Origin of the sequence: Alkaliphilus flagellatus (assembly GCF_018919215.1) — a bacterium.
In the GTDB taxonomy this organism is placed as follows: Bacteria; Bacillota; Clostridia; order Peptostreptococcales; family Natronincolaceae; genus Alkaliphilus_B; species Alkaliphilus_B flagellatus.
The window spans coordinates 976,222-999,229 of the sequence record NZ_JAHLQK010000001.1 but is presented as its reverse complement, the minus strand read 5'-3'; the positions used below and the strand labels follow the sequence as shown (position 1 = coordinate 999,229).

Sequence of the window (23,008 nt, the reverse complement as noted above, 5' to 3'; positions counted from 1 at the left end):
CAAAATAGAACAATCTCAGTTTTTCACTATTATGGAACACTTTTGATAGTGCTTTTACTCTTTTTAGATTGTATCTTTCCAGTGCCTGAGTCCACTGAAAGATGACAAGGGGGTGAGACTAACGTTGCACTAGTGTAAATAATCCCATCCCCTTGTCATAGAAGAAAGAGCCGATAACCACAAGATATACTATCATAGGTTATTGGCTCTGTGTCTTTACGCCGTTATCTTATGCAACGAGCAACTATAAAATATATAATTACGCCGCATACAATGATTTGTGTGTTTCTATTTCTTCCGAACAGGAATCCAAACTTCACTATAAGCGTAATCTTTTTTATGTTCATCCATTTTAGTGAAGGAAAAAGCAGGGGCATTGATTACTTCGTAATTGGAAGAAGGAAGCCATTCTGAATATATTTTTGCCATTGTTTCTTGTAATGTAGAAGGAAACGCTCCTTCATTTGGAAATATTGCCCAAGTATAGGCTTCGACTGGCACTTTTTCTAATTGACCACTTACTTGATTTTCAGTCGTTAAAATACCTATCAGATGAGTTAAATCTCCTTCTTCTTTTAAGAAATTAGCGTCGGCCTCATAAGAAGCATTGACAATTTCATAAGGCTCTATATTTTGAAGAGAATGCATTTCTTCTTTTTGTTCGTCCGTTATGCTTTCTGCAAGCTTTACAATCTCGCTATTAACACCTTCAAATTGCATAGGGACACGTTTACTTACACCGACTAAATTAAACGCTGGTTTGTCTTCAATTCTAAATTCCATATTGATTCCTCCCTTGACGGTTATTATGAATGAAAGTTTGGGAAACGATTTACTTATACCTTTTTTTGTTACATCCGAGGGTAAAAACCCACTCCACTTTTTAAATGCTCGAGTAAAGCCGTCCATTGACTGATAACCATATTTCAAAGCAACATCCGTTACTTTTTCTCCATGCAATAAATCCATACTTGCTTCCGACAATTTTCTGTTTTTGATATATTCACTAAGCGTCATCCCTGAAACATAAAAAAATATCTTTCTAAAGTGATAGTCAGAAACCCCAGCATATTCAGAAATTACTTCAAGAGATAGATCATCGGTCAAATGATCTTCAATATAGTCAATCACATGATTTAATTCGTTTAACATTATCTCCCTCCTTTTCATATCTACATAATACCAAAGCTACTTTAAGGATGCTCGACTTTTTTAACACAAAAAATATCGAATCGTTATATAAAAAGAAATAGTGTAATACTCCTCATTTATTTTTTATGGCAGTAACAAAGGGACAGGGTTAATGTCACACTAATGTCAATAATCCTGTCCCCCTGTCATTTTCAAGAAATAATACTCTTGATTTATTTTTACTAAGTCCGCCAACCCCTTTATATAAGGCTTTTCGAGCTTCAGCCAACCGTTTTTAAGGCTTAATTTGATTGGTCTTTGATAATGGTAGCCTGTCTGTGCTAGCATAATAGACCAATCGACGCTTTTTCACATATGGAACACCTTTAATACCTCTATTTGTGATTTGGTGCTTCTTCTGCTACGATGTTCCAATCGACGCCGTACTTATCAGTTAAGGCTGCATGGAATGTGCTGTAAAATGTTTCAGTCGGTGGAAGCGTAATCTCGCCGCTTTCTTGCAGTCGATAAAATATTTTCTGTGCTTGTTTATTCGTAGGTACTGTTACAGTTAATCTGACTATATTCCCCTTATCTGAACCCCCAATTTCATCTGCAAACCAAAAATTTGTTCCGCAGATTTGCATTTCAGCATGTAAAACCCAGGTACTTAAATCCACTGGCGGCGTCTTAATCCCCTCTGGAATGTATTGACCGTATGGCATTGACGTTGGAACCTTGCATTCAAAAACCTCTTGATAAAACGCTAAAACTTCTTTGCAATTACCACTAAATACAAGATATGGTGTAACCATGTTAGCCCTCCTTTTTCTAGTTTCTTCTTGATTAAGTACCTGTTATTGTAATAATCTTAACGGGTTACATCCCCATCAAAAGTACCTTTTATTCAGGTATATAAATAAAATTCTGCAAATAATATTAAAATCCTTCAGCTTAAGTTTACTTAAATAACATAAGTAGGTTGCTGAATAAATCAAATCTCACTATTTAAGCTAAGTTGAATAGCATACAAAGTAGAAAACTTTCCTGCTCAAGATATTATATAAAAGTGTTCCATAATATTGTTTTTTCCCTTAATTTTTGTTCCAAAATGCAAAAAACAATAAAAATAGGGCGTTATTTCTTAAAATGCCCAAGAAATAACACCCTTATTTTACCTTATGCTAAATCTATAAAACCTTTGGTACACAAAGCCTTCAAGGTCTCAACCAACTGTTTTTAATCCTTATTTCGATTGGTCTTTGTTGATAATCGCCGCATGTGCCGCTGCTATCAAAATAGATCAATCGGCATTTTTGCACATTATGGAACACTTTTTGTGGCCATTGTTGAACGTTAATATATGGGATGCAAATGCTTTTTTCTAATTTGGACGACTGTCTCCCAAAACCCAACTAAAAATCTAATTTTACTAATCAATGGGAACTACATTGTTTCCTTTGAAAGTATTTGCTTATCCATATTACTACTTTTCATTCCCATTATAAAAGCAGGGAATATTAATGACCATCCAAATAGATTCAATAATACACCAATGCCAACAGAACCTATGGTCAAACCGCAGTTTAGAAGATATAAAATTGGAATATATAAAACAAATATCATAAAAACACTCGGCATCATTGCTATAAACTTAAGAATATCATGTTTTGCTAGTAACTGAACAAAGCAAAATAGAATTGAAAATGCTACGGGAAGTACGAAAACATATACCGCACCTTCAAGGTATATACTTGCAATTATAGCCATAATTAGATTCAAAGCTATTCCTGCCAGCATAAACTCCACTCCACTATTATCCTTTCCTTTGAACCTATTACTCGCAAAGCCAAAAACAAATATCGCTCCCACCATAACTGCTAAGTATATTAAATTAGCATGAGGAATGTGTGGTAGGTATATTAAATTGAATTTCAGTCCGTTAATCTTAGATAAAATATAAGGAATTAATGTTGCCAATATAGCAAGAAATATTATTGCGAAGGAAGTTGTTATTGTATTTAAAATGATTTTTCCAATCTTAAGTTTTTCTTTTTTATATGCCAAAATTGTTAGGGCTATAAAGCTGATTACTACAACAACAAGTAGTACGCTTGCAGTGTTTTCACTATATCTTACAACCATACTTGGGGATATATTAAAAAATATTTCATTTGTTGTTGATTCAAAATCTAATAATTTGTCCTTAGGGGTGAAAGCGAAACTTCTGGCAATGTTAAAAATTTGCTCCCCATAATGCTGCATTGAATTTAAATCAATATTTTCATAACTATCTTGATCCGTATGATAATAGTCAAGACTATCAACAACAGCGAAGTTTAAACCATTGAATTTGTGCTTAAGAAATACTGAAAAATCGCTTCCATTTGGCATGTTTCTATAGATGTCAGTGGCAAAAGAAAAAGCAAATGGATTTTTTGCATTTTTAATAAAATATTTTATTAAAGCAGAGTTTTTATCCCCAGTTTCAAACATTATTACAGGTCCCTTGATACCTCTGGCTTCAATATTGACAACAAATTTAACATTTTTAAACGCTTCAGCATTTTTTTCAAGTTCATTTACAGCTCCATCTAAATCTGCTTCTTCAGAATCAGTAAATAAAATTTGTATATCATTTTCTAGTGGAATATTTCGAGCCTTTATAGCCCTAATTGTTTCAAGTATTGTAACAACACCATATCCATCATCTCCGGCACCATACGACACTCCTTTTTGTGGACTTTTATTTTTATAATCCCATCCATAGGCAGAATCATAGTGAGCAACCAACAAAATTGCATCATCTGATTTACCTTCTATTCTTCCATGAATGTTTTTGATTCTATAACCAGGAAAGGTGTTACTCTTTCTTCCAACGTCATATTCTGAAGTTACAGGATTTAATCCCATTTTTTCCAGCTCATCATACAGATATTGATATACCTTCTCATGGGCTTCTACATCAATAATTGAGTGAGGTTCCCTTGTAATAACTTCTAAATGTTTTGCTGCATTTATAGCTGAAAATCTACTTTCATCAGAACCAGTATATACCTTAGGAGTTGATAAGGTATGGAACCCCAGAAAAACTCCAATAGCCAAAACTATACAGAATGTTATAATATATTTTGTATTACCTTTCATAATTTTTTAGCTTCCTCCTTATTTTTATTGCTTTATTTTCTAATATCTATAAATTGGTCACGTTCACTGTAAATCTTTTCTTTATAAATTCATATCTGGATATTAAAGCAGTTAAGCCTAAAACTACAACAATAAACATTGAATAAAAATCCATATAGGAAGCTACTATTCCCCAGGTTTCTCCTGCTAACCTGCCTAGATAAATGAGCATCACATTCCAAATGAACGTTCCAATACTTGTTAAGAATATGAATGGTTTTAAACTCATATTCGACATCCCTGCTGGTATTGATATTAGGCTTCTAGCAATGGGAACAAATCTACAGAAAAATATTGCCTTTTTGTCATATTTGCCAAACCAACTTTCTGCTTTCCTAACATCCTCTTTCTTTAAATGTAAAGCCCTGCCAAGTCTACTATCAAACAAACGCTCTAAGCGTTCCATATTCAGTAATCGGCCAATCATATACAAAATAATCGCTCCTAAAACTGAGCCCAATGTTGCAGATACAACACTTGTCCATATCTTCATGTCACTAATTGTAGTTGCAAAACCACTAAAGGTTAAAATTATCTCTGAAGGTATGGGAGGGAATAAATTTTCAACAGTAATTAAAAGAAAAACTCCTAAATACCCAAACTTATTTATGATCTCTAAAATAAATTCTTGCATCGTACATCCTCCATATCTAAATATTTTTGTTTACATTTTTAACGTCCGATATTCTACTCCCAAAACTCAATATTATTATCTACTTAATATAATTAGGTATTAACCTAAAAAAATATGCCTTTCCGTATTCTAGGGAGCTTTGCTATGAAAAGTTTTGCATTTAGCTCCGCTCCTTATCTACAGTATAATAATTTTGTAAAACATATACTTAATTACAGTTAATAATTAATGAGTAATTTTCCTAGCAACCAAAGTATCTATTAGCTTGTATAATAGTAATAAGCCTAAGAAGGCTAATGAATACAATCCTAACATAAAGTTAATTGCAAATAACCAAAACCTTCCCCCTAAACCAATGCTTATCATAACTTGAATTAATATTATTGCAAGAACGAAAATCATCACATACCCTATAAGATAGTAATGGCTAGGCAACTCAAATATTCCAGTATTTTTGGAAAGTGAAGTAAACTCATTTACTTGAAATTGACTTATAGCTGTTCTTACTGCTTCATCTTTTGTTTTGCCGTTTGATTCTAAATCTTTTACAAAGTCGTTTAAATACTGTTTTAAATCCTCTTTCTCATTTTTCTTCATTATTAAGCTGTTGACGTACGAGTCTATATTATCACTCTTTCTGTAAATCGCATTCACCTTAATGTGGTCTACATAATTTAAAACGCTCCATACGAATGCACTCCCTATAGCAGTTCCATATGTTATAAATTCAAATCCTACATTAATATCAGGGTTAATTTTATTATTATAAAGCGAAAACACAAATAGTATCATGGAAAGTAGTAATAACCATGAGTATCGAATATCTGATAGGCTGAATATCTTTTTTATCCATAACTTCATAAATAAAACCTCCTAAATAAATTTTCCAACTACCTGGACTGTTTCTTTCCAGTCATTAATTAACTGAAACAACTGCTCTTTTCCTAGTTCGGTTATCTTGAAATATTTCCTACGGCCACCACCGGATTCATCTCCCCAATAAAAATCAATAGCTTTTTGACTTTCCAGCCTTTTTAGCGCCAGATACATGGTAGCCTCCAGGATTTCAAAGGCACCCTCCGTTTTCATTTTTATTATTCTTGATATTTCATAACCATAATTATCACCATTACTTAATACACTTAAAATAAGTATGTCAATAGTACCCTTCAACATTTCCTTATTCATAATATCACCACCTTTAAAAGTACATAATAATATTATGTACTTAATTATTATTAGATTATCACAACTACTTAATAATGTAAAGTACATATTTTTCATTGGCTTCTTTTTCTCTTCTTAATTTAAGTCTTTAAGTAAATTATCTAAGACATCCTAAACCCAATTTACTTCATCTCCTGCAATTTGTTACAAGTCCGGTCGAGTTGTCTCTCCCGGGCTAAAACCCTCGGCATAACTAACACAATTTCACAATTATAAAAATTGCACTAGGATACATAAATGCACTTCGTAACAAAACAGGTACTGTCTCATAATTACTTAAGGACAATACCCTCGCTTTATTTTTTACTTTATCTCTCAAATCCTTCTTTTCTTCATTTTAATTTCTACATCTGAAAACATAATATTAATTCCTCCAAAATCACATTATCCCAGTCTCGCATTCTACTAATAATATAATTATAACATGTTATAATATCAAAAATATGATACTACACCTTAATTTTATTAAGTTACAGTGCCCTTTCTATATTTATAAAAAAAGCACACCAAGTCTATATTTATAAGACTTGGTGCGCTTCACTAATACTATTTAATTTTTACTTTGATTAGTCTCGGTTGTTAATCGCTGCATGGGCGGCAGCTATCATAATAGACCAATGGCCATTTTTACGCATTATGGAACACTTTTAAATTTCGTTCTTATACTTTGAAGACCAGTCTTTCCAATCAAAGTCTTCTTGTTTTTGTAGTGCTTCTTGCATCCTTTCAAAGGATGCTTTATCTATAGGTACAAAAGTGTCTCCTGGTATAGGACGAAACTTGGGAAGACCCAATTTTCTTATTATCCCTAACCCTAATTTATAAGATATTAGCAATTTGTGAGGTACAACATAGGGCCATCTGGATCATTATCTTAAAAATTTTAGTGGTGTAAAATTTTTTATTGTTATTGAATCTTTGGATTGATAGGGCGTGTTTGAGAGATATCATCATTCCCGTCAAAGAAATGTTTCATTCCTCTGACCAAAGAGTCATCTTCCAAAACACTCCATAGATGATACCCTAAATCTTCACGCTTAAGTAAAACCTCTTCTAAAACCTGAACAGTACCAAAATCCTTAAGTTCATGAGCACGTGCAATTGTTTTTCTTAACATATGTTGAATTTTTATTTCATGCTCAAGGTCATTACGTAAAAAGTCGCGCATCGTATATCGACCTTCAACTTCATGTTTGATATAGGATAATTCATGTTGTGTCACAGGATGTGCCGTTGGAACTACCCCTAATCTTGCTACTCGCTCACCGACTCTATCGATATGATCCTGTGTAACATCAATATGTTCATCTAACAAATGATGTAAACTTAAGAAAGATTCTGCTCCCTCTGTTAACCAGTGATGCTTTGTATATTGGTGTAACGCAACATTTAAAGCGCATAAGTGATCATCAAGCATTAGCCCCATTTCTAAACGAACATCAGCTGGAAGACTGATCCCAGACCCTTCAGATCTTACGGTTCTTGGCTCCTGACGTAAAACCATATTTTGCGGATGGTCTGTTGTATGTCCTGGCATAGTTGTGTCAAAACCAGATTTTGATAATTTAAAGTCATCTTGAAACTTACTTACGTTTTGTTGAACCATTTTAAAGTCCTTGTTCAAAATCTCATTATGGTTTTCATTTTGCATGTTTCCACCTCTTCATTTTTTTATCATTAATTTTACCCTGCTTAATTTTCCCCTTTTTAGATTATTTATGTATAAGAAGAAAGAAGGAATTTATTTTAGATAGAAATTACATATATAAGAAAGATTAGAATTTTATTCGAGCGTTAAGAACAAAAAACAAATCGAATTAGAAAAAAGATTATGTTCTTTTATTTGGTGAATGTAGAAGGCGAAGTGTCTCTTTTTGTTAAAGTAAAGGGCAGGTTAGCTTAATAAGGGATAAATTACTAAAGAGGGAGAAAATATTAAGTTTGATATTGTCTCAAACTTTAAAAATAGAGTTAAGTTAAATGTGAGTTAGTAAAAAGTTAAAGGGTAAAGGATTTATCTATACTGTCTTTCTTTTGCTTTGAAAATATTAATTAAATATTAGTCACGTTTTATATTGAAACCATTCATTATAATTTAATTGTTCGTCTTCTAAACGACAGATATGGTATTTAGGAAATACTAACTTTTATTCAGGCGATAAGGGAAATAATAGAGAACATTGATGAGCGGAAAAAGGGCTACGTTTATGATCCAGCAAGTAATGACTATTTTTATATCCACACCTTCGTGAAGATATGTGGCCATTTTTTCGATTTAATTGATTTATTCAAGAAACTAGGGCTTTAGTAAAAGAAGAAAGGACATTACATATTAGTCATATCTAATATGTAATGTCCTTTAACTTATCTATCTTTTTTAAATTAGGTCATCTGAATAAAACAAGATGTAGGTATTTTTGATGTCCTGTAAAGTAAGCGGATATAGCTTATACTCAATTAGCCTTCTTCTGATTGTAGAATACGAAACACCAAGTACTTTGGCTAACACTAAGAGATAGCACCCTTATTTTTTCTATACCGAATCTCCCAAACCCTTGGTATATAAGGATTTATTACCTTTGACCAGCCTCTTTTGAGCCTTACTTCAATTGGTCTTTGTTGATAACCGCTGCCTGTGCTGCTGCAAGTCTTGCAATTGGCACACGATATGGCGAACAAGAAACGTAAGCTAATCCTAATAGGTGACAGAATTCAATTGAGTTTGGCTCTCCACCGTGCTCTCCACATATTCCCAGCTTAATATCTGGTTTTGTTTTCTTCCCAAGGTCTACTGCAATTTCCATTAATCTACCTACGCCTTTACGGTCTATTCTTTGGAAAGGATCCTTTTCAAAGATATTTTTATCTACATATTCTCCAAGAAATTTACCTGCATCGTCCCTTGAGAATCCAAAGGTCATTTGGCTTAAATCATTTGTTCCAAAGGAGAAGAATTCTGCTTCTTTGGCAATTTCATCAGCTGTAATACAAGCTCTTGGAATTTCAATCATTGTTCCAATTAGATATGGTATCTTTATATCATTTTCTTCAAATACTTCTTCAATAACGTTAAGAATTATTCTTTTTACCTGCTCAAATTCTTTAATTTCTCCAACTAGAGGTACCATTATTTCTGGAACTATTATATATCCTGTAACTTTATGAACATGAATTGCTGCTTCCATAATAGCCCTTGTTTGCATTGCATATATTTCTGGGTACGTAATAGCTAAACGGCAGCCTCTATGGCCTAACATAGGGTTAAATTCTTTCAAATCATTAACTACATCTAATAAATCTTCTTTTGATACTCCCATTTCATTAGCTAATTTTATTACATCTTCTTCTTCATGAGGTAAGAATTCATGTAGTGGAGGATCTAATAATCTAATAGTAACTGGTAATCCTTTTATTGCCTCAAATAATGCAATAAAGTCTTCTCTTTGCATTGGTAATAATTTAGCTAAAGCCTTTTCTCTACCTTCTAATGTAGTAGATAATATCATTTGTCTAACTGCAAAGATTCTGCTTTCTTCAAAGAACATGTGCTCTGTTCTACAAAGACCAATACCCTCTGCTCCAAACTCTAATGCTTGCTTTGCATCTTTTGCAGTATCTGCATTTGTTCTAATTTTTAATCTTCTAAACTCATCAGCCCATCCCATTAAAACTGCGAAGTTTCCTAAAAGCTCTGGTGTTTGAGTTTTAACTTCACCTTTATATACAATTCCTTGACTTCCATCTAAAGAAATATATTCACCTTCTGCAAATTGTTCTCCGCCAACTCTCATAACTCTATTTACTTCATCTATACGAATTTCTCCTGCACCAGCTACACAACATTTACCCATTCCTCTTGCTACTACGGCTGCATGTGAAGTCATACCGCCTCTTCCTGTTAATATTCCTTCTGAAGACACCATTCCTTCGATATCTTCTGGAGATGTTTCAACACGAACTAAAATTGCTCTTTCTCCTTCATTCTTTGCTTTCACTACATCCTCTGGTGTAAAGTAAATTTTACCTGTAGCTGCTCCAGCAGAAGCTGGCAATCCCTTTGTAATAACTACAGCTTCTTTAAGTGCAGCTTCATCAAATGTAGGGTGTAGAAGTTGATCTAATTGCTGTGGCTCTATTCTAAGTACAGCTTCTTCCTTAGTTATAAGTCCTTCTTCTACCATATCAACTGCTATATTAATAGCTGCCATAGCAGTTCTTTTACCATTTCTTGTTTGAAGCATATAAAGTTTTTCATTTTCAATTGTAAACTCAATATCCTGCATATCTCTATAGTGATTTTCAAGTAAATGAGTAACCTCAACAAACTGATTATATACTTTTGGCATTTTTTCATTTAAAACTTGAATTTCCTCTGGAGTACGAATTCCTGCCACTACGTCTTCCCCTTGAGCATTTAATAAAAACTCACCAAATAGCTTTTTCTCTCCTGTAGACGGATTTCTTGTAAATGCCACACCAGTTCCACATGTTTCTCCCATATTACCAAAAACCATGGATTGAATATTTACAGCAGTTCCTAAATCATCTGGAATTTCATGTAGTTTTCTATATATTTTAGCCCTTTGGTTGTTCCATGATTTAAATACTGCCTCTACTGCCATAAGTAACTGCTCTTCTGTATCCTGTGGAAAATCCTTACCCCACTCTTTTTTAACAACTTTTTTAAATTCTTCTACTATATCTTTTAAATCTTCTGCTGTTAAATCTGTATCTTGCTCAATGCCTCTATCATGCTTTCTTTTTTCTAAAATTGAATCGAACTTATATTTTTCTATGTTAAGAACAACGTCTCCAAACATCTGTATAAATCTTCTATAGCTATCATAGGCAAAACGCTCATTATTAGTAGCTTTAGCAATTCCTTTTACAGATTCATCATTTAATCCAAGATTTAGTATAGTATCCATCATACCAGGCATAGAAAAAACTGCTCCAGATCTAACGGAAACCAGTAACGGATTAGATATGCTACCAAATTCTTTGTTTGTAGTAGCTTCCAGAGCCTTTAGCTCCTTTAGTATTTCTTCCTTTAACTCAGTCCATAATTGACTATTATGTTCATAGTATTGATTACAAGCCTCTGTTGTTACTGTAAATCCTGGAGGAACTGGAAGTCCTATTCTAGTCATTTCCGCTAGATTGGCGCCCTTTCCTCCTAATAATGATTTCATTTCTAAACTTCCTTCTTGAAAAGCATAAACTAATTTTTTCAACAATGCCACCTCCAAATTTTATATACACAAGTACTGAATAAATATTTATATGATATGAAATATATCTAATATTTTCATTAAATTTAATCTTAAATTATTTACCGTTGGAAAATTTGTGCCCCATGTCTTTAAAGATTTCTAAAATAATACCAGCACTTTCTTCAACAGCTTTTGATGAAACATCAATAACAGGACAACCTAGTTTTTTCATAATTCCTTCCGCATAATCCAATTCCTCAAGAATTCTTTGCATACTTGCATAGTTGGCCTCATTTTTTAATCCTAAAGCCTTTAATCTTTCTTGACGTATTTCGATTAGTTTCATTGGATTAGTAGTTAATCCTATAATTTTCTTAGGAGGAATCTCATATAGCTCTCTTGGAGGTAAAACCTCTGGTACAAGAGGAACATTTGCTACCTTTAGATTTTTGTGTGCAAGGTACATACTAAGAGGAGTCTTTGATGTTCTCGAAATTCCAGTTAATACTATGTCTGCTTGTTTTATTCCCCTTGCATCTTTACCGTCATCATACTTAACAGCAAATTCAATAGCTTCTACTTTTCTAAAATACCTTTCATCTAGTTTACGAATTAAACCTGGTTCCTCTTTAGCTGGAATTTTCAATACACTTTCCATAGCGTGTAAAATAGGTGTCATTACATCAGCGCAAGGTATATTTAAAATTTTAGCTTCCTCTATTAAAACTTTTCTGAGTTCAGGAACAACAATAGTAAAAACTATTACTGCATGTTCATTTTTCGCCTCATCCAATATTTCGAAAACCTGTTGTTTTTCATTTATATAAGGAAATCTTCTTACTTCATAATCTTCAATGTTAAATTGACTAACAGTAGCCTTGGCAACTTGTTCTGCTGTTTCTCCTATGGAGTCAGATATAACATAAATAACAAGATGTGAACTCCCCATTTCTCTCCTCCTATTCTTTGCATAGTTCTACAAATAACTTTGTGATATTACTTTTAGATATTCTTCCAATTACTTTAACTATATCTTGCCCATTTTCTTTTATTTTCTCGACTACTGGTAGACTATCAACTTCATGATCCATAATTTTAATAGCAGCCTCGAGAGCATTATCCTCTGGTGATACAGTAGCAATATTAGGACTCCTAGTCATAATCATACCTACAGGTACTTTATTCATATCTACTCCACCCATAGCACTCTTTAGAAAATCTTTTCGTGATACAATACCTGTAAGAGATCCTTTAGAAACAACAAAAATAGTCCCAACATCTTCTAAGAATAAAGTCACCACGCCATCATAAACAGAACTTTCCTCCGTTACTATAATCGGTATAGACATAATATCTCGCACCTTCATATTTTTTACTTCTTGGGCAAAAATATTAACACTAGATTTACCTGAATAAAAGTAACCAACTTTAGGTCTTGCATCTAAAATACCCACCATAGTTAAAATTGCTAAATCTGGTCTTAGTGTAGCCCGTGTTACACTAAGGCTTTTAGCAATTTGTTCACTTGTAATTGGCTCATTTTCTTGTACAATTTTGATGATTTTTTTTTGTCTGATTGACAGTTCTATGGAAATCACCCCTTTTATATGTTATGCTATTTCCTAATGTGTTATATTATATATCTAATTTAGCACATTTGATATTATATTTCTATAGTTTTCCTCATTTTTAATAAAAAAATCTTCTCATGCTATCACATCGATTCTTGTAGTACTTAAATTTCCAACCTTCGTCTTAAAATTTTGAGTGCTAAAAACATTGCTAACTTCTACTTCTTTAGTATCTCTAATTAACTAGAAAAATTTACTCTTTTCTAGATAGCAAAAAATTACCTAAGGTTATCCCTTAGGTAATTTTCAAATTTAATATTTTAATTTTTCATCTAAATAAGCTTCTAGATCTTCAATAGAAATTCGCTCTTGTTCCATAGTATCTCTATGTCTAATTGTAACGCAATTGTCCTCTAATGAGTCATAATCGAAGGTAATGCAGAAAGGTGTTCCTATTTCATCATGTCTTCTATATCTTTTTCCTATACTTCCTGCCTCATCATAGTCTACCACATAATTTGCAGATAGTTTTTCATAAAGTTCTAATGTCTGATCTTTTAGCTTTTTAGTAAGAGGAAGTACAGCAGCTTTGAAAGGAGCTAATGCTGGATGTAACTTTAATACTACTCTTGTGTCCTTTTCGTCAATAACTTCTTCTTCATAGGCATCAACTAAAAATGCCAACATCACACGGTCTACCCCTACAGAAGGCTCTATACAGTATGGCACATATTTTTCATTGGTAACAGGATCTTGATAAGTAAAGTCTTCACCAGAATGCTGACTATGCTGTTTAAGGTCAAAGTCTGTTCTATCTGCGATACCCCAAAGTTCTCCCCATCCAAATGGGAATTTATATTCGAAGTCAGTTGTTGCTTTACTATAATGGGATAGTTCTTCTTGACTATGATCACGAATACGAAGATTTTCTTCCTTCAAGTTTAGATTTAATAGCCAGTTTTTACAAAAATTCTTCCAATAATCAAACCACTCTAAATCTTCTCCTGGCTTACAGAAAAATTCTAACTCCATCTGCTCGAACTCTCTTGTTCTAAATGTAAAGTTACCGGGTGTAATTTCATTTCTAAATGATTTTCCAATTTGCCCTATTCCAAATGGTACCTTTTTTCTTGATGTTCTTAAAACGTTTTTGAAGTTTACAAAGATTCCTTGTGCTGTTTCAGGTCGTAAAAATATTTCTGTACTAGAGTCTTCAGTTACCCCTTGGAATGTTTTAAACATTAGGTTAAATTGACGAATATCAGTAAAATCTTTTTCACCACATTCAGGACAGTTAATACTTTTTTCTTCTATGTAGGATTTCATTTGTTGGTTACTCCAACCATCTACAATAGTTTCTTCATTTTGTTTTTGCATATAATCTTCTATTAACTTATCTGCTCTAAAACGAGATCTACACTTTTTACAATCCATTAATGGATCACTAAATCCTCCAATATGTCCTGAAGCTTCCCATGTTTTTGGATTCATTAAAATAGCAGAATCTAATCCAACGTTGTATGGACTTTGTTGAATAAATTTTTTCCACCATGCTTTTTTAACATTATTCTTTAATTCTACTCCCAATGGACCATAGTCCCATGTATTTGCAAGACCTCCATATATCTCTGAGCCTGGAAAAATAAATCCTCTTGATTTGGCTAGAGAAACGATTTTTTCCATTGTTTTTTCTGTTGTCATTTTTATACCTCCTATTCAGTTTTTAGTTTAAAAAAATAAAGTCCTCCATCCCTAACTCTAAAAAGTTAGGGACGAAAGACTATTCTTCCGCGGTTCCACCCTAGTTGGCACAAGTGCCCACTTTAAATAGTATTGCTCAAAAGCGCCATTCATTAATAAACTATACTAGGCTTACACCATCCCTAGTTCGCTAATTTAGTTACATCAATTACTCCTCTTTATCACAGCAATGTATTATCTAATTTATATTTTAATTTATCAAATTATATACATTTTGTCAATATATGAAATCGCTCTTAAAATTTCTATTGGTTTTTTACAACTAAATAATTTTACTTAATTAATAATCTGCTCCATCATATAAATCGTCTAAGGTTTCGTCTTGATCTTCCTTATCTAATATAATGTCACTTTTTTTGTTCATCATATTTACATCTACACCTTTTTTTCCTCTAACCATGTTTTTAAGTTCAGTAACAGTTTCTCCGGCCATTTCATTGATATCAACAATTTCACCATTATTTTTAATTATCTCTATGGTTGTTTTAGTAGCTATTGCTGCAGAAACTCCTAACAAAGATACAATAGGAGCTAACATTACTCCAATGGCACCAGCGGTAACTGGAACATTAAGAAGAATTTCACCATCTCTTTTTAACATAATGCGAGACACATTTCCTTTTTTAATTAGATACTTTAGCTTTTCTATTATTTCGTTTCCTGCTAAAGACATAGTATTCATCCATGTTTTACCGTTTTTTTCTTCAATAGATATTATAGACTCTACAACATCTCCATTATTTTGTTCTAAAGCTTCCTTTGCTTCTTTATAAGACACACCTGTTCTCTCTCTAACTATATCAACTTTCTCTAGGTTAATATCCATAATCTCTCTCCTTCCTATTCTAATTTTTCTGCTACTTCTAAACTCTTAAAATCGTATTTACTAACATGTGTTAATATATATTGCTTTAGTATTTTTTTTAATTCATCATTTAAATAGCTACTAATTTTTAATCTTTGTATTTCAACCATATCTCTTGTTAGTAAATATGTTGCTAGTTTAATAGTTGTACTTCCAATTTTCATTGCATAGGGATCTATGCTTAAGCATAAAGGACATATTATCCCTCCTTCTGTGGAGCTGAACTTCCAAGAAGAAGCTTCTTTGCGGTTGCAATGGACACAACCTGATAATTGCGGTTTATATCCACTATAATTCATAAGCTTTATTTCAAAAGCACGAACTATAGTATTAATTTCCACATCATCCTTTTTTAATAAATATAATGTCTTTCCAAAAAGATTGAAAAGTCTATTATTTGTCTGACCCTCTGTTATTACAGCCTCTACCAATTCGACTAAATAGGCAGCATAGGATAGTTTTTTTAAGTCTTCCCTTAAGGGATAAAATATCTCTTTTGCATCACATTGACTAACTGTATATAAGTTTCTACCCTTGTATAGCACAAATTCGCTATAGCAAAAGGGCTGAATTCCAGCTAGCAAATTACTTTTTGGTCTACGAGCCCCTTTAGCAATAGCATTAATCTTCCCTGCTTTTCTAGTGAAAATTGTTAGTATACTATCAGTCTCTCCATATTTCTTGTTTTTTAATATAAAACCTTCAGTGGTAATTAACATTTTAAATTTTCTATTCTACCTTTCTATAGGAATGGTCTTAAATTTTTTAAAGAGTTGCAAGCCATTCACCATATAATGTAAACAATTACTATATTATTGTAATCTCTTTCATCTCTAATGGTGCTTTTTTATTAACTGTATTATTATTGCTACAATGCTTATCATAATCCTTTGTATATAAATAAGCATAGATATTACCAGTTTCCTTAAAGATGTTCCACATAGTTTCATTTAACATAAGTAGCTCCCCTTTCATTTTATAGTTTGTTATACTATTTTTTGTATTTAGGGGCCTACTATACATTGTAAATTTTGCTATTAATTTTTTTGTATAATATTTAAATATATAAGGAAGCATCTAATATACTTCCTTATTTTTTAGATATTTGGTCTATTCTTTAATCGTAGCCAAAGGTTCTTAATGTACTTTCACTATTTCTCCAGTCTTCCTTTACCTTTACCCATAGCTCTAAGTATACCTTCGACCCTAAAAGTTTTTCTATATCTTCTCTAGCACTTTTCCCTATCCCTTTTAATTTTCTACCACCTTTACCTATAATAATACCTTTGTGGGATTTTCTTTCACAGTATATTGTAGCATGAATATCAACCATATTTTTATCTTCCCTTTGCTTCATTAAGGTGGTTTCCACAGCTACTCCATGTGGAATTTCTTGATCTGTATAATGCAGAATCTTTTCTCTTATCATCTCTGCTACAATTAGACGCTCTGGCTGATCCGTAACCATATGTTCTGGAAAATACTTTGGTCCTTCAGATAAATATGATACTATAAGATTAATTAAGTTGTTTAAATTAGCACCCTCTAATGCTGATATTCCTATTATATGCTTAAATAGATTTGTTTCTTCGTATTTATCATATAACTTATTTAAATCTTCTTGATTCATTTTATCAATTTTGTTTATTACTAAAATAATAGGAGTCTCTATACCTTCTAGCTGCTCCATAATATATTGATCTCCAGGACCAATCGAAGTACCCTCATCTACAACAAACAAAACAGCATCTACTTCTCTTAATGTATCTTTTGCTATTCTAACCATATATTGACCTAGCTTATGCTTTGGTTTATGAATCCCTGGAGTATCTAAAAATACAATTTGATAGTCTTCTTGTGTATATACACATTGTATTTTATTTCTCGTAGTTTGCGGTTTATCAGACATAATAGCAATCTTTTCACCAATTATTCTATTCATTAATGTTGATTTTCCTACATTTGGTCTTCCGATAATAGTTACAAATCCAGACTTAAATCCCATTATTTATACCTCCATCCATTTTTTCAAGATCTTCAGGCGTAAATGAATGAGGTAGTAAATCATCTATAGTATGCACTCTAAAATCATCTTCTGATTTTGCAATTATCATTTTTATTCCTTTACCAAACTCTACTATTACCTGTCTGCAAATTCCACAAGGGTATGTGTAATCATCTAAATCACTAACAACAGCAATAGCATCTATATTCCGATCACCCTCGGAAACAGCTTTAAAAATGGCTGTTCTTTCTGCACAGTTTGTTCCTCCATAAGAAGCACATTCAACATTACACCCTGTATATACTCTGCCCTCTTTAGTAAGTAAGGCTGCACCTACAGGAAATTTTGAATAGGGCACATAGGCATTATTTTTAGCTTCTATTGCTTTTTTTACTAGTTCTTTATCTGTCAAAAATATCTCCTCCATTTGTCTATTCTGCTATAGTTACATTATCGAAGTTACGAACAACCTGAATCCAAGTTTTACCCGGATTTAAACTGAGCTCTTGTCCTGTACTATCATAGTACTTTGTAGCTCCTTCATAACTGCCCTTTTTCCATGTAATATCAATCGTTTTCCCAGTAGTTATGTATTTTCCTCTACCTTCTCCAACAGTATTCATATCTAGACGTAATTTATCATCTATTACTTTAGCAGCAACCTCTTGTATTATAATATTTGTAGCAGTAAGTATTTCTTTTTTTGTTTCATCCTTATGTTCTATACCATTATAGTATCTGTTATAAACTTTATTTTCATCATCATAAATATATGATGGTTCGTGTCCTTTAGAATATTTAATTTTTATCTCTTGTGCAATTTCTCCCATATCCATTACTTTAAGTTCTGAATTAAATTTAAATCCATCAAATTGAGGTTCAGCTCTATAATTACTTTTTTCAGCTGCTTTTTTTAGAGCATCATAACTAGAATACATGTTATGTGGCATTTTTTTATGATTTTTTCTCCAAAAAACATCATTCCCTCTACTCATAGCATCAATGTCAGCTACTTTTTTATTTTTAATATCTGCAAAAGCTTGATCACTTCCACCAACATGAACAAAATAACTGTCGAACTCTAATGCCTTTTCAATAAAATATGGTCTTGCACTTCTTATAGATCCTATTATTTCAGGCTCATTTATTAAAAATATACCTAAATATCTAGTAATATTCCCTTCAGCTAAAAATTCATATGCAACTTCTGCATCTATAAGTCCTGCTTGGGGACGAGCTCCAGATTGATTATCGAAAATAATTGCTAAAGGTCTTCTATTAACTTTCTCCTCTGGTGCATGTAGGCCACTTAAAGGTGAAACTGCACCTTCAATTTCTGGCTGTGATATTTCTTCTAATTCCTCATTTTGTTCTGCTTCAATGGTAACATTGTTTTGTTCATCATTGTCTTTTTTACTACACCCTACCCCATTCAATAAAATTGATGAAACTAAAAATATTATAATACCTCTTTTCCTCCAGTTATCCATAACCCCTCATCCTTTCTGCAATACAATTAGGTTAAAATATTCTAACCAGTAAAATAATTATTATAGGTCCTTATTACTTGGTTTTGCAATACCACCAGATACAACTAGCTTAATTGCATCCTCCACACCCATATCTAGTGCAATTAGATCCTCACTCGGAACCATAACAAACATACCAGATGTAGGATTTGGTGTAGTAGGTATAAAAACACAAACTACAGGCTTACCAGTCTTATCTGCTACCTCTTCAATACCTTCTGAAGTAATGAAACCGATAGTATATATTCCAAGCGAAGGATATTGAACTAAAACCACTCTACGAAAAGCAGTATTGGCACTACCATAAATCGTTTCTGTAAGCTGTTTAATAGGAAAATAAATAGATCTTACTAAAGGAATTCTTTTTAAAAAATATTCAGTAGTCCCAAACAACTTATGACCTGCATAATTTGTAGCAATTATTCCAGCTAGTAAAACTATACCAATTGTAATAATAATGCCTAAACCATAAACTGTAAATCCTAATAACTCTTCTATAGGTCTTCTGAAAATGCTATCTACTTTATTTAAAAACCAAAGTATAGTATAAACTGTAATTATTAAAGGAATCATTACTAATAATCCAGTTAAAAAGGTTTTTCTAATTTCTTTCCACATTTGTATCACCTGCTCTTTTCTTTTAGCTAAATATCTGAAAAAAAATGATCGTTATTAATATGCCCAAAATCCCACCTATGAGTACCTCGAAAAAATTATGAATTTTTGTCTCCACTCTACTTTGAGAAACTAATAAAGCCATAAGTGCAGATAATGTGGCTATAAACATATTTTCAGAAATAAAGGTAATAGCAGTAGCTAATGAAAAGGCAACTGCAGCATGTCCACTAGGCATTCCTCCCTGTAGTGGTGTTCCTCTACCAAAGTATGCCTTTATCGCAATAACTGTAAATATAACAACTATTAATGCGATAAAGGTAATATGTAGTGGCGATTGCCTAACATGATGAAGTACCTGTATTGTATAAGGATTAATTCTATGAAAAAAAAGTAAGTAAGCAACAATAATAGAATTAATGGCAGCAATTAGCACTGCCCCTGCTGCCACATTTTTAGCAATTTTAGCAAAAATATGGTATTTATCTGTAATTAAATCGATAGTAGACTCAATAGAAGTATTTATCATTTCCGCTACTATTACCATAGAAATTGTAAGAAATAGTATAAGAATTTCTATTCTAGTTAAGTCAAAAAATAGACTTGCAACCAATACAAGTATAGCCACAATGAAATGAATTTTCATATTCCTCTGGGTTTTCAGTGCATAAATAATTCCCTCAAATGCGTAATTTAAGCTATCGATTAGTCTTCTAACTTTCATATCATTATTACCCCATTATTTTCTAATTAAATTTAAAGACGAAAGAACAGCCTCTTCTCTATATCTCATATCCTTAGTATCCTCACTAGTGTCATGGTCATAGCCCATTAGATGGAACATACTATGAACTACTAAGAACCCCATCTCTCTTTCGAAGGAATGGTTATATTCTTTAGCCTGCTCCTCTGCCTTTTCTACAGATATAACAATATCACCTAGAAGCTTTTCTTTTAAGTCGATGGCTTGATCTTCATCCACTAAGGGAAAGGACAAAACATCAGTAGCATAATCCTTCCCCCTATAGATACTGTTTAGTTCCTTAATTTCATTGTTATCTACCAATGAAAGACTTACTTCATAGTCAATGTCCCAGTTTTCATAAAGTAAACAAGCCTCAACTGCTTTTTCTAGTAATTCTATTAATTGCTCTTTAACTTCATATTTATTTTGTCTATTATCAATTAGTAGTTCCACGGGGTTTCCCTCCCTCTTTCTTCTTAACATTCATATCAGGATACTCAATTCTCTCATGAAAGATGCTTAATATTACTTTTAGGAAAGTCTTTTTTATTTGATCTAAATCCTTTAAAGTAATATTACATTCATCTAACTGTCCATCCTTTAATTTATCTTCAATTATTTTTTCAACTAATGCTTCCACCTTCTCCTGTGTTGGTGAAGAAAGACTTCTAACAGCAGCCTCCACAGAATCTGCAATCATTACAATTGCTGTCTCTTTTGTTTGCGGCTTTGGTCCACCATATCTAAAGTTCTTTTCTTCTACACTATCTCCATTCTCACTAGTTTTAGCCTTATGGTAAAAGTATGCTACTAAAGTATCTCCATGATGTTGCTCAATAAAAGCTCTTACTTCAACTGGTAGTTTATGTTTTTTAGCAAGCTCAATACCATCCTTAACATGATCCGTAATTATTGTTGTGCTTAATGAAGGATTTAGCTTATCATGTGGATTATCGGATGTCAATTGATTTTCTTTAAAAAAGTAAGGCCGTCTAGTTTTCCCAATATCGTGATAAAAAGCTCCTACCCTAGCTAATAAAGAGTTACCTCCTATTGCATCAACTGCAGATTCACTTAAATTTCCTACTATAATGCTATGATGGTAGGTGCCTGGTGCTTCCAACAATAGTTTCTTTAACAAAGGTTGGTTTGGATTTGATAATTCTAATAGCTTTAGTGGTGTTACTACGTTGAATACAGACTCCCATAGTGGTAATGACCCTACTGTGACTATAGAAGAAAACAACCCGTTTAATAGTCCATAGAAACCAAAGGTAAGCGTCTGCATTATTTCGCTACTGTTTATAAATCCAATTCCGACGATTGTAATCATATTAATTATGCTTACAGCAATTCCAGATATAAAAATATTTGCTCTCTGTTGTGTATTTACAACACTAAATGCTCCAACTGTTCCGCCAATTAACGCCATGGCCATAAAAATAGTATTATTGCCTGTAATAATACTTATTAATACAGTTAGACATAGATTAATAAGCAAGGCCAATCTAGATTCAATTAAAATAGATAGAAGCATAGAGCAAGCAGCTACTGGAATTAAGTAAATGGAGATTCCTTGTATTACTTTAGATATTATTAGTGTAGAAATAAAAATGATATATATCATCAAAAGTCTTCCTGGTCTTTCTAACAAATCCTTATTAAATACAGCCATATATCCGATAATTAATAGTTCAATTACTAAAGCTATAGCTGCAATTCCTATATATAAAACAAAATCAACTTTACTTTCATCATTTAAAATCCCTAAATCTCGTAATAGTTCTAGTCTATCGAAGGTAATGACTTCCCCTTCTCTAAGAATACTATCTCCTTTTTTAATGATTATCTTATCCACATTTTCCCTTGCCATTTCTATCTTACTATTTGTAGCATCCTCATCTAGAAACTTATTCGGACGAATTGTGGCATAAACTATAGAAATAGCTAGATCCTTTAACTCAGCTTCAAATTCATTCAGATTAGTTATATATTCTTTAATACTATTCTTTTGTTTCTGAAGATCTTCAACATCAATACCAACATTCATATTTTGTGCCACTATTTCATTAATATAGCTCTCTAAATACTTTAACTGGTCCATAGGAGCAGTTATTGCAGTCTTTACATTAACTGCTCCTATATTAAGATCATTTTCAGAATTTAACTGTTCTATTTTTTCCAATTCCGTTAATTCTTCATCATTACGAAGCTTATATACTAATAAAAAGAATTTTTCAATATCTTTATTAACTTCTACACGAACACCTGGATTTAACTTATAAACTGGTTCTACTCCTTCGACTGCTTTTTGTCTTACGCGCTCTGTATTAAACTTATCCTCTATATCTTTTGGAGAATGTATATCTACAGGTGCTCTTTGGCCAATTACTAAGTCAAATTTTTCTGGTTTTAAGCTTGTCACTAATATAGCAAATAAACTGACAAAAAAAAGTAATGCTAGAAGAAATTTTTTAATTGATTTTTTTCGAAAAAAACCTTCAACAGAACTTCTCATATTTTCTA

The 23,008-nt window shown here is 32.4% G+C and carries 22 protein-coding genes and 1 other annotated feature; all 22 genes read right to left on the bottom strand.

Annotated features, from left to right (window positions below; genetic code table 11):
- Window positions 1-288: 288 nt before the first annotated feature.
- Entirely contained in the window at window positions 289-1,152 is an 864-nt protein-coding gene (locus tag KQI88_RS04645) for an AraC family transcriptional regulator (RefSeq protein ID WP_216415155.1), read from the bottom strand.
- A gap of 374 nt (window positions 1,153-1,526) precedes the next feature.
- The gene (locus tag KQI88_RS04640; protein ID WP_216415154.1) at window positions 1,527-1,946 is read right to left on the bottom strand and encodes a VOC family protein; all 420 of its coding nucleotides are present in this window, start codon (window positions 1,944-1,946) and stop codon (window positions 1,527-1,529) included.
- Window positions 1,947-2,577: 631 nt separating this feature from the next.
- Window positions 2,578-4,278 carry a M20/M25/M40 family metallo-hydrolase gene (locus KQI88_RS04635; protein WP_216415153.1) on the bottom strand — a complete coding sequence of 567 codons (1,701 nt, stop codon included), beginning with the start codon at window positions 4,276-4,278 and terminating at the stop codon, window positions 2,578-2,580.
- A gap of 46 nt (window positions 4,279-4,324) precedes the next feature.
- Complete coding sequence (locus KQI88_RS04630) at window positions 4,325-4,951, bottom strand: DedA family protein (protein ID WP_216415152.1); 627 nt, start codon at window positions 4,949-4,951, stop codon at window positions 4,325-4,327.
- 225 nt (window positions 4,952-5,176) lie between these two features.
- Window positions 5,177-5,812: a hypothetical protein gene (locus KQI88_RS04625; protein ID WP_216415151.1), complete on the bottom strand. Its 636-nt coding sequence runs from the start codon at window positions 5,810-5,812 to the stop codon at window positions 5,177-5,179.
- A gap of 12 nt (window positions 5,813-5,824) precedes the next feature.
- Window positions 5,825-6,139: a PadR family transcriptional regulator gene (locus tag KQI88_RS04620; protein ID WP_216415150.1), complete on the bottom strand. Its 315-nt coding sequence runs from the start codon at window positions 6,137-6,139 to the stop codon at window positions 5,825-5,827.
- Window positions 6,140-6,825: 686 nt separating this feature from the next.
- Window positions 6,826-6,972 carry a hypothetical protein gene (locus KQI88_RS04615; protein ID WP_216415149.1) on the bottom strand — a complete coding sequence of 49 codons (147 nt, stop codon included), beginning with the start codon at window positions 6,970-6,972 and terminating at the stop codon, window positions 6,826-6,828.
- Between the two features lie 113 nt (window positions 6,973-7,085).
- Window positions 7,086-7,829 carry a Dps family protein gene (locus tag KQI88_RS04610; protein ID WP_246579106.1) on the bottom strand — a complete coding sequence of 248 codons (744 nt, stop codon included), beginning with the start codon at window positions 7,827-7,829 and terminating at the stop codon, window positions 7,086-7,088.
- 949 nt (window positions 7,830-8,778) lie between these two features.
- Window positions 8,779-11,415, bottom strand: coding sequence for a pyruvate, phosphate dikinase (gene ppdK, locus KQI88_RS04605; RefSeq protein ID WP_216415148.1), 2,637 nt, complete (start codon window positions 11,413-11,415; stop codon window positions 8,779-8,781).
- Window positions 11,416-11,506: 91 nt separating this feature from the next.
- A complete protein-coding gene (locus KQI88_RS04600; RefSeq protein ID WP_212378570.1) occupies window positions 11,507-12,340 on the bottom strand; it encodes a pyruvate, water dikinase regulatory protein in 834 nt (277 codons plus the stop codon).
- Window positions 12,341-12,350: 10 nt separating this feature from the next.
- Window positions 12,351-12,989 carry a helix-turn-helix transcriptional regulator gene (locus tag KQI88_RS04595; RefSeq protein WP_216415147.1) on the bottom strand — a complete coding sequence of 213 codons (639 nt, stop codon included), beginning with the start codon at window positions 12,987-12,989 and terminating at the stop codon, window positions 12,351-12,353.
- Between the two features lie 285 nt (window positions 12,990-13,274).
- A complete protein-coding gene (locus KQI88_RS04590; protein WP_216415146.1) occupies window positions 13,275-14,663 on the bottom strand; it encodes a glycine--tRNA ligase in 1,389 nt (462 codons plus the stop codon).
- A gap of 64 nt (window positions 14,664-14,727) precedes the next feature.
- Window positions 14,728-14,897: a binding site (T-box leader), on the bottom strand.
- Between the two features lie 106 nt (window positions 14,898-15,003).
- Window positions 15,004-15,549: a DUF4342 domain-containing protein gene (locus KQI88_RS04585; RefSeq protein WP_216415145.1), complete on the bottom strand. Its 546-nt coding sequence runs from the start codon at window positions 15,547-15,549 to the stop codon at window positions 15,004-15,006.
- A 14-nt stretch (window positions 15,550-15,563) separates the two neighbouring features.
- Entirely contained in the window at window positions 15,564-16,307 is a 744-nt protein-coding gene (recO, locus tag KQI88_RS04580) for a DNA repair protein RecO (RefSeq protein ID WP_216415144.1), read from the bottom strand.
- A gap of 88 nt (window positions 16,308-16,395) precedes the next feature.
- Window positions 16,396-16,545 (bottom strand): YqzL family protein, encoded by a 150-nt coding sequence (locus KQI88_RS04575; protein WP_216415143.1) that lies wholly within the window; start codon window positions 16,543-16,545, stop codon window positions 16,396-16,398.
- Between the two features lie 160 nt (window positions 16,546-16,705).
- Window positions 16,706-17,593 (bottom strand): GTPase Era, encoded by an 888-nt coding sequence (era, locus tag KQI88_RS04570; RefSeq protein WP_216415142.1) that lies wholly within the window; start codon window positions 17,591-17,593, stop codon window positions 16,706-16,708.
- A complete protein-coding gene (locus tag KQI88_RS04565; RefSeq protein ID WP_216415141.1) occupies window positions 17,583-18,005 on the bottom strand; it encodes a cytidine deaminase in 423 nt (140 codons plus the stop codon). The genes era and KQI88_RS04565 overlap by 11 nt, the downstream gene beginning before the upstream one ends.
- A gap of 19 nt (window positions 18,006-18,024) precedes the next feature.
- Window positions 18,025-19,083, bottom strand: a complete 1,059-nt coding sequence (locus KQI88_RS04560) for a DUF3048 domain-containing protein (protein WP_216415140.1) — start codon at window positions 19,081-19,083, stop codon at window positions 18,025-18,027.
- 60 nt (window positions 19,084-19,143) lie between these two features.
- Entirely contained in the window at window positions 19,144-19,740 is a 597-nt protein-coding gene (locus KQI88_RS04555; protein WP_216415139.1) for a DUF502 domain-containing protein, read from the bottom strand.
- 22 nt (window positions 19,741-19,762) lie between these two features.
- Window positions 19,763-20,461 carry a diacylglycerol kinase gene (locus KQI88_RS04550; RefSeq protein WP_216415138.1) on the bottom strand — a complete coding sequence of 233 codons (699 nt, stop codon included), beginning with the start codon at window positions 20,459-20,461 and terminating at the stop codon, window positions 19,763-19,765.
- Window positions 20,462-20,476: 15 nt separating this feature from the next.
- Entirely contained in the window at window positions 20,477-20,935 is a 459-nt protein-coding gene (gene ybeY / locus KQI88_RS04545; RefSeq protein ID WP_216415137.1) for an rRNA maturation RNase YbeY, read from the bottom strand.
- Window positions 20,919-23,000 carry an HD family phosphohydrolase gene (locus tag KQI88_RS04540; RefSeq protein WP_216415136.1) on the bottom strand — a complete coding sequence of 694 codons (2,082 nt, stop codon included), beginning with the start codon at window positions 22,998-23,000 and terminating at the stop codon, window positions 20,919-20,921. Before KQI88_RS04540 ends, ybeY begins: the two co-directional genes overlap by 17 nt.
- Window positions 23,001-23,008: the final 8 nt, after the last annotated feature.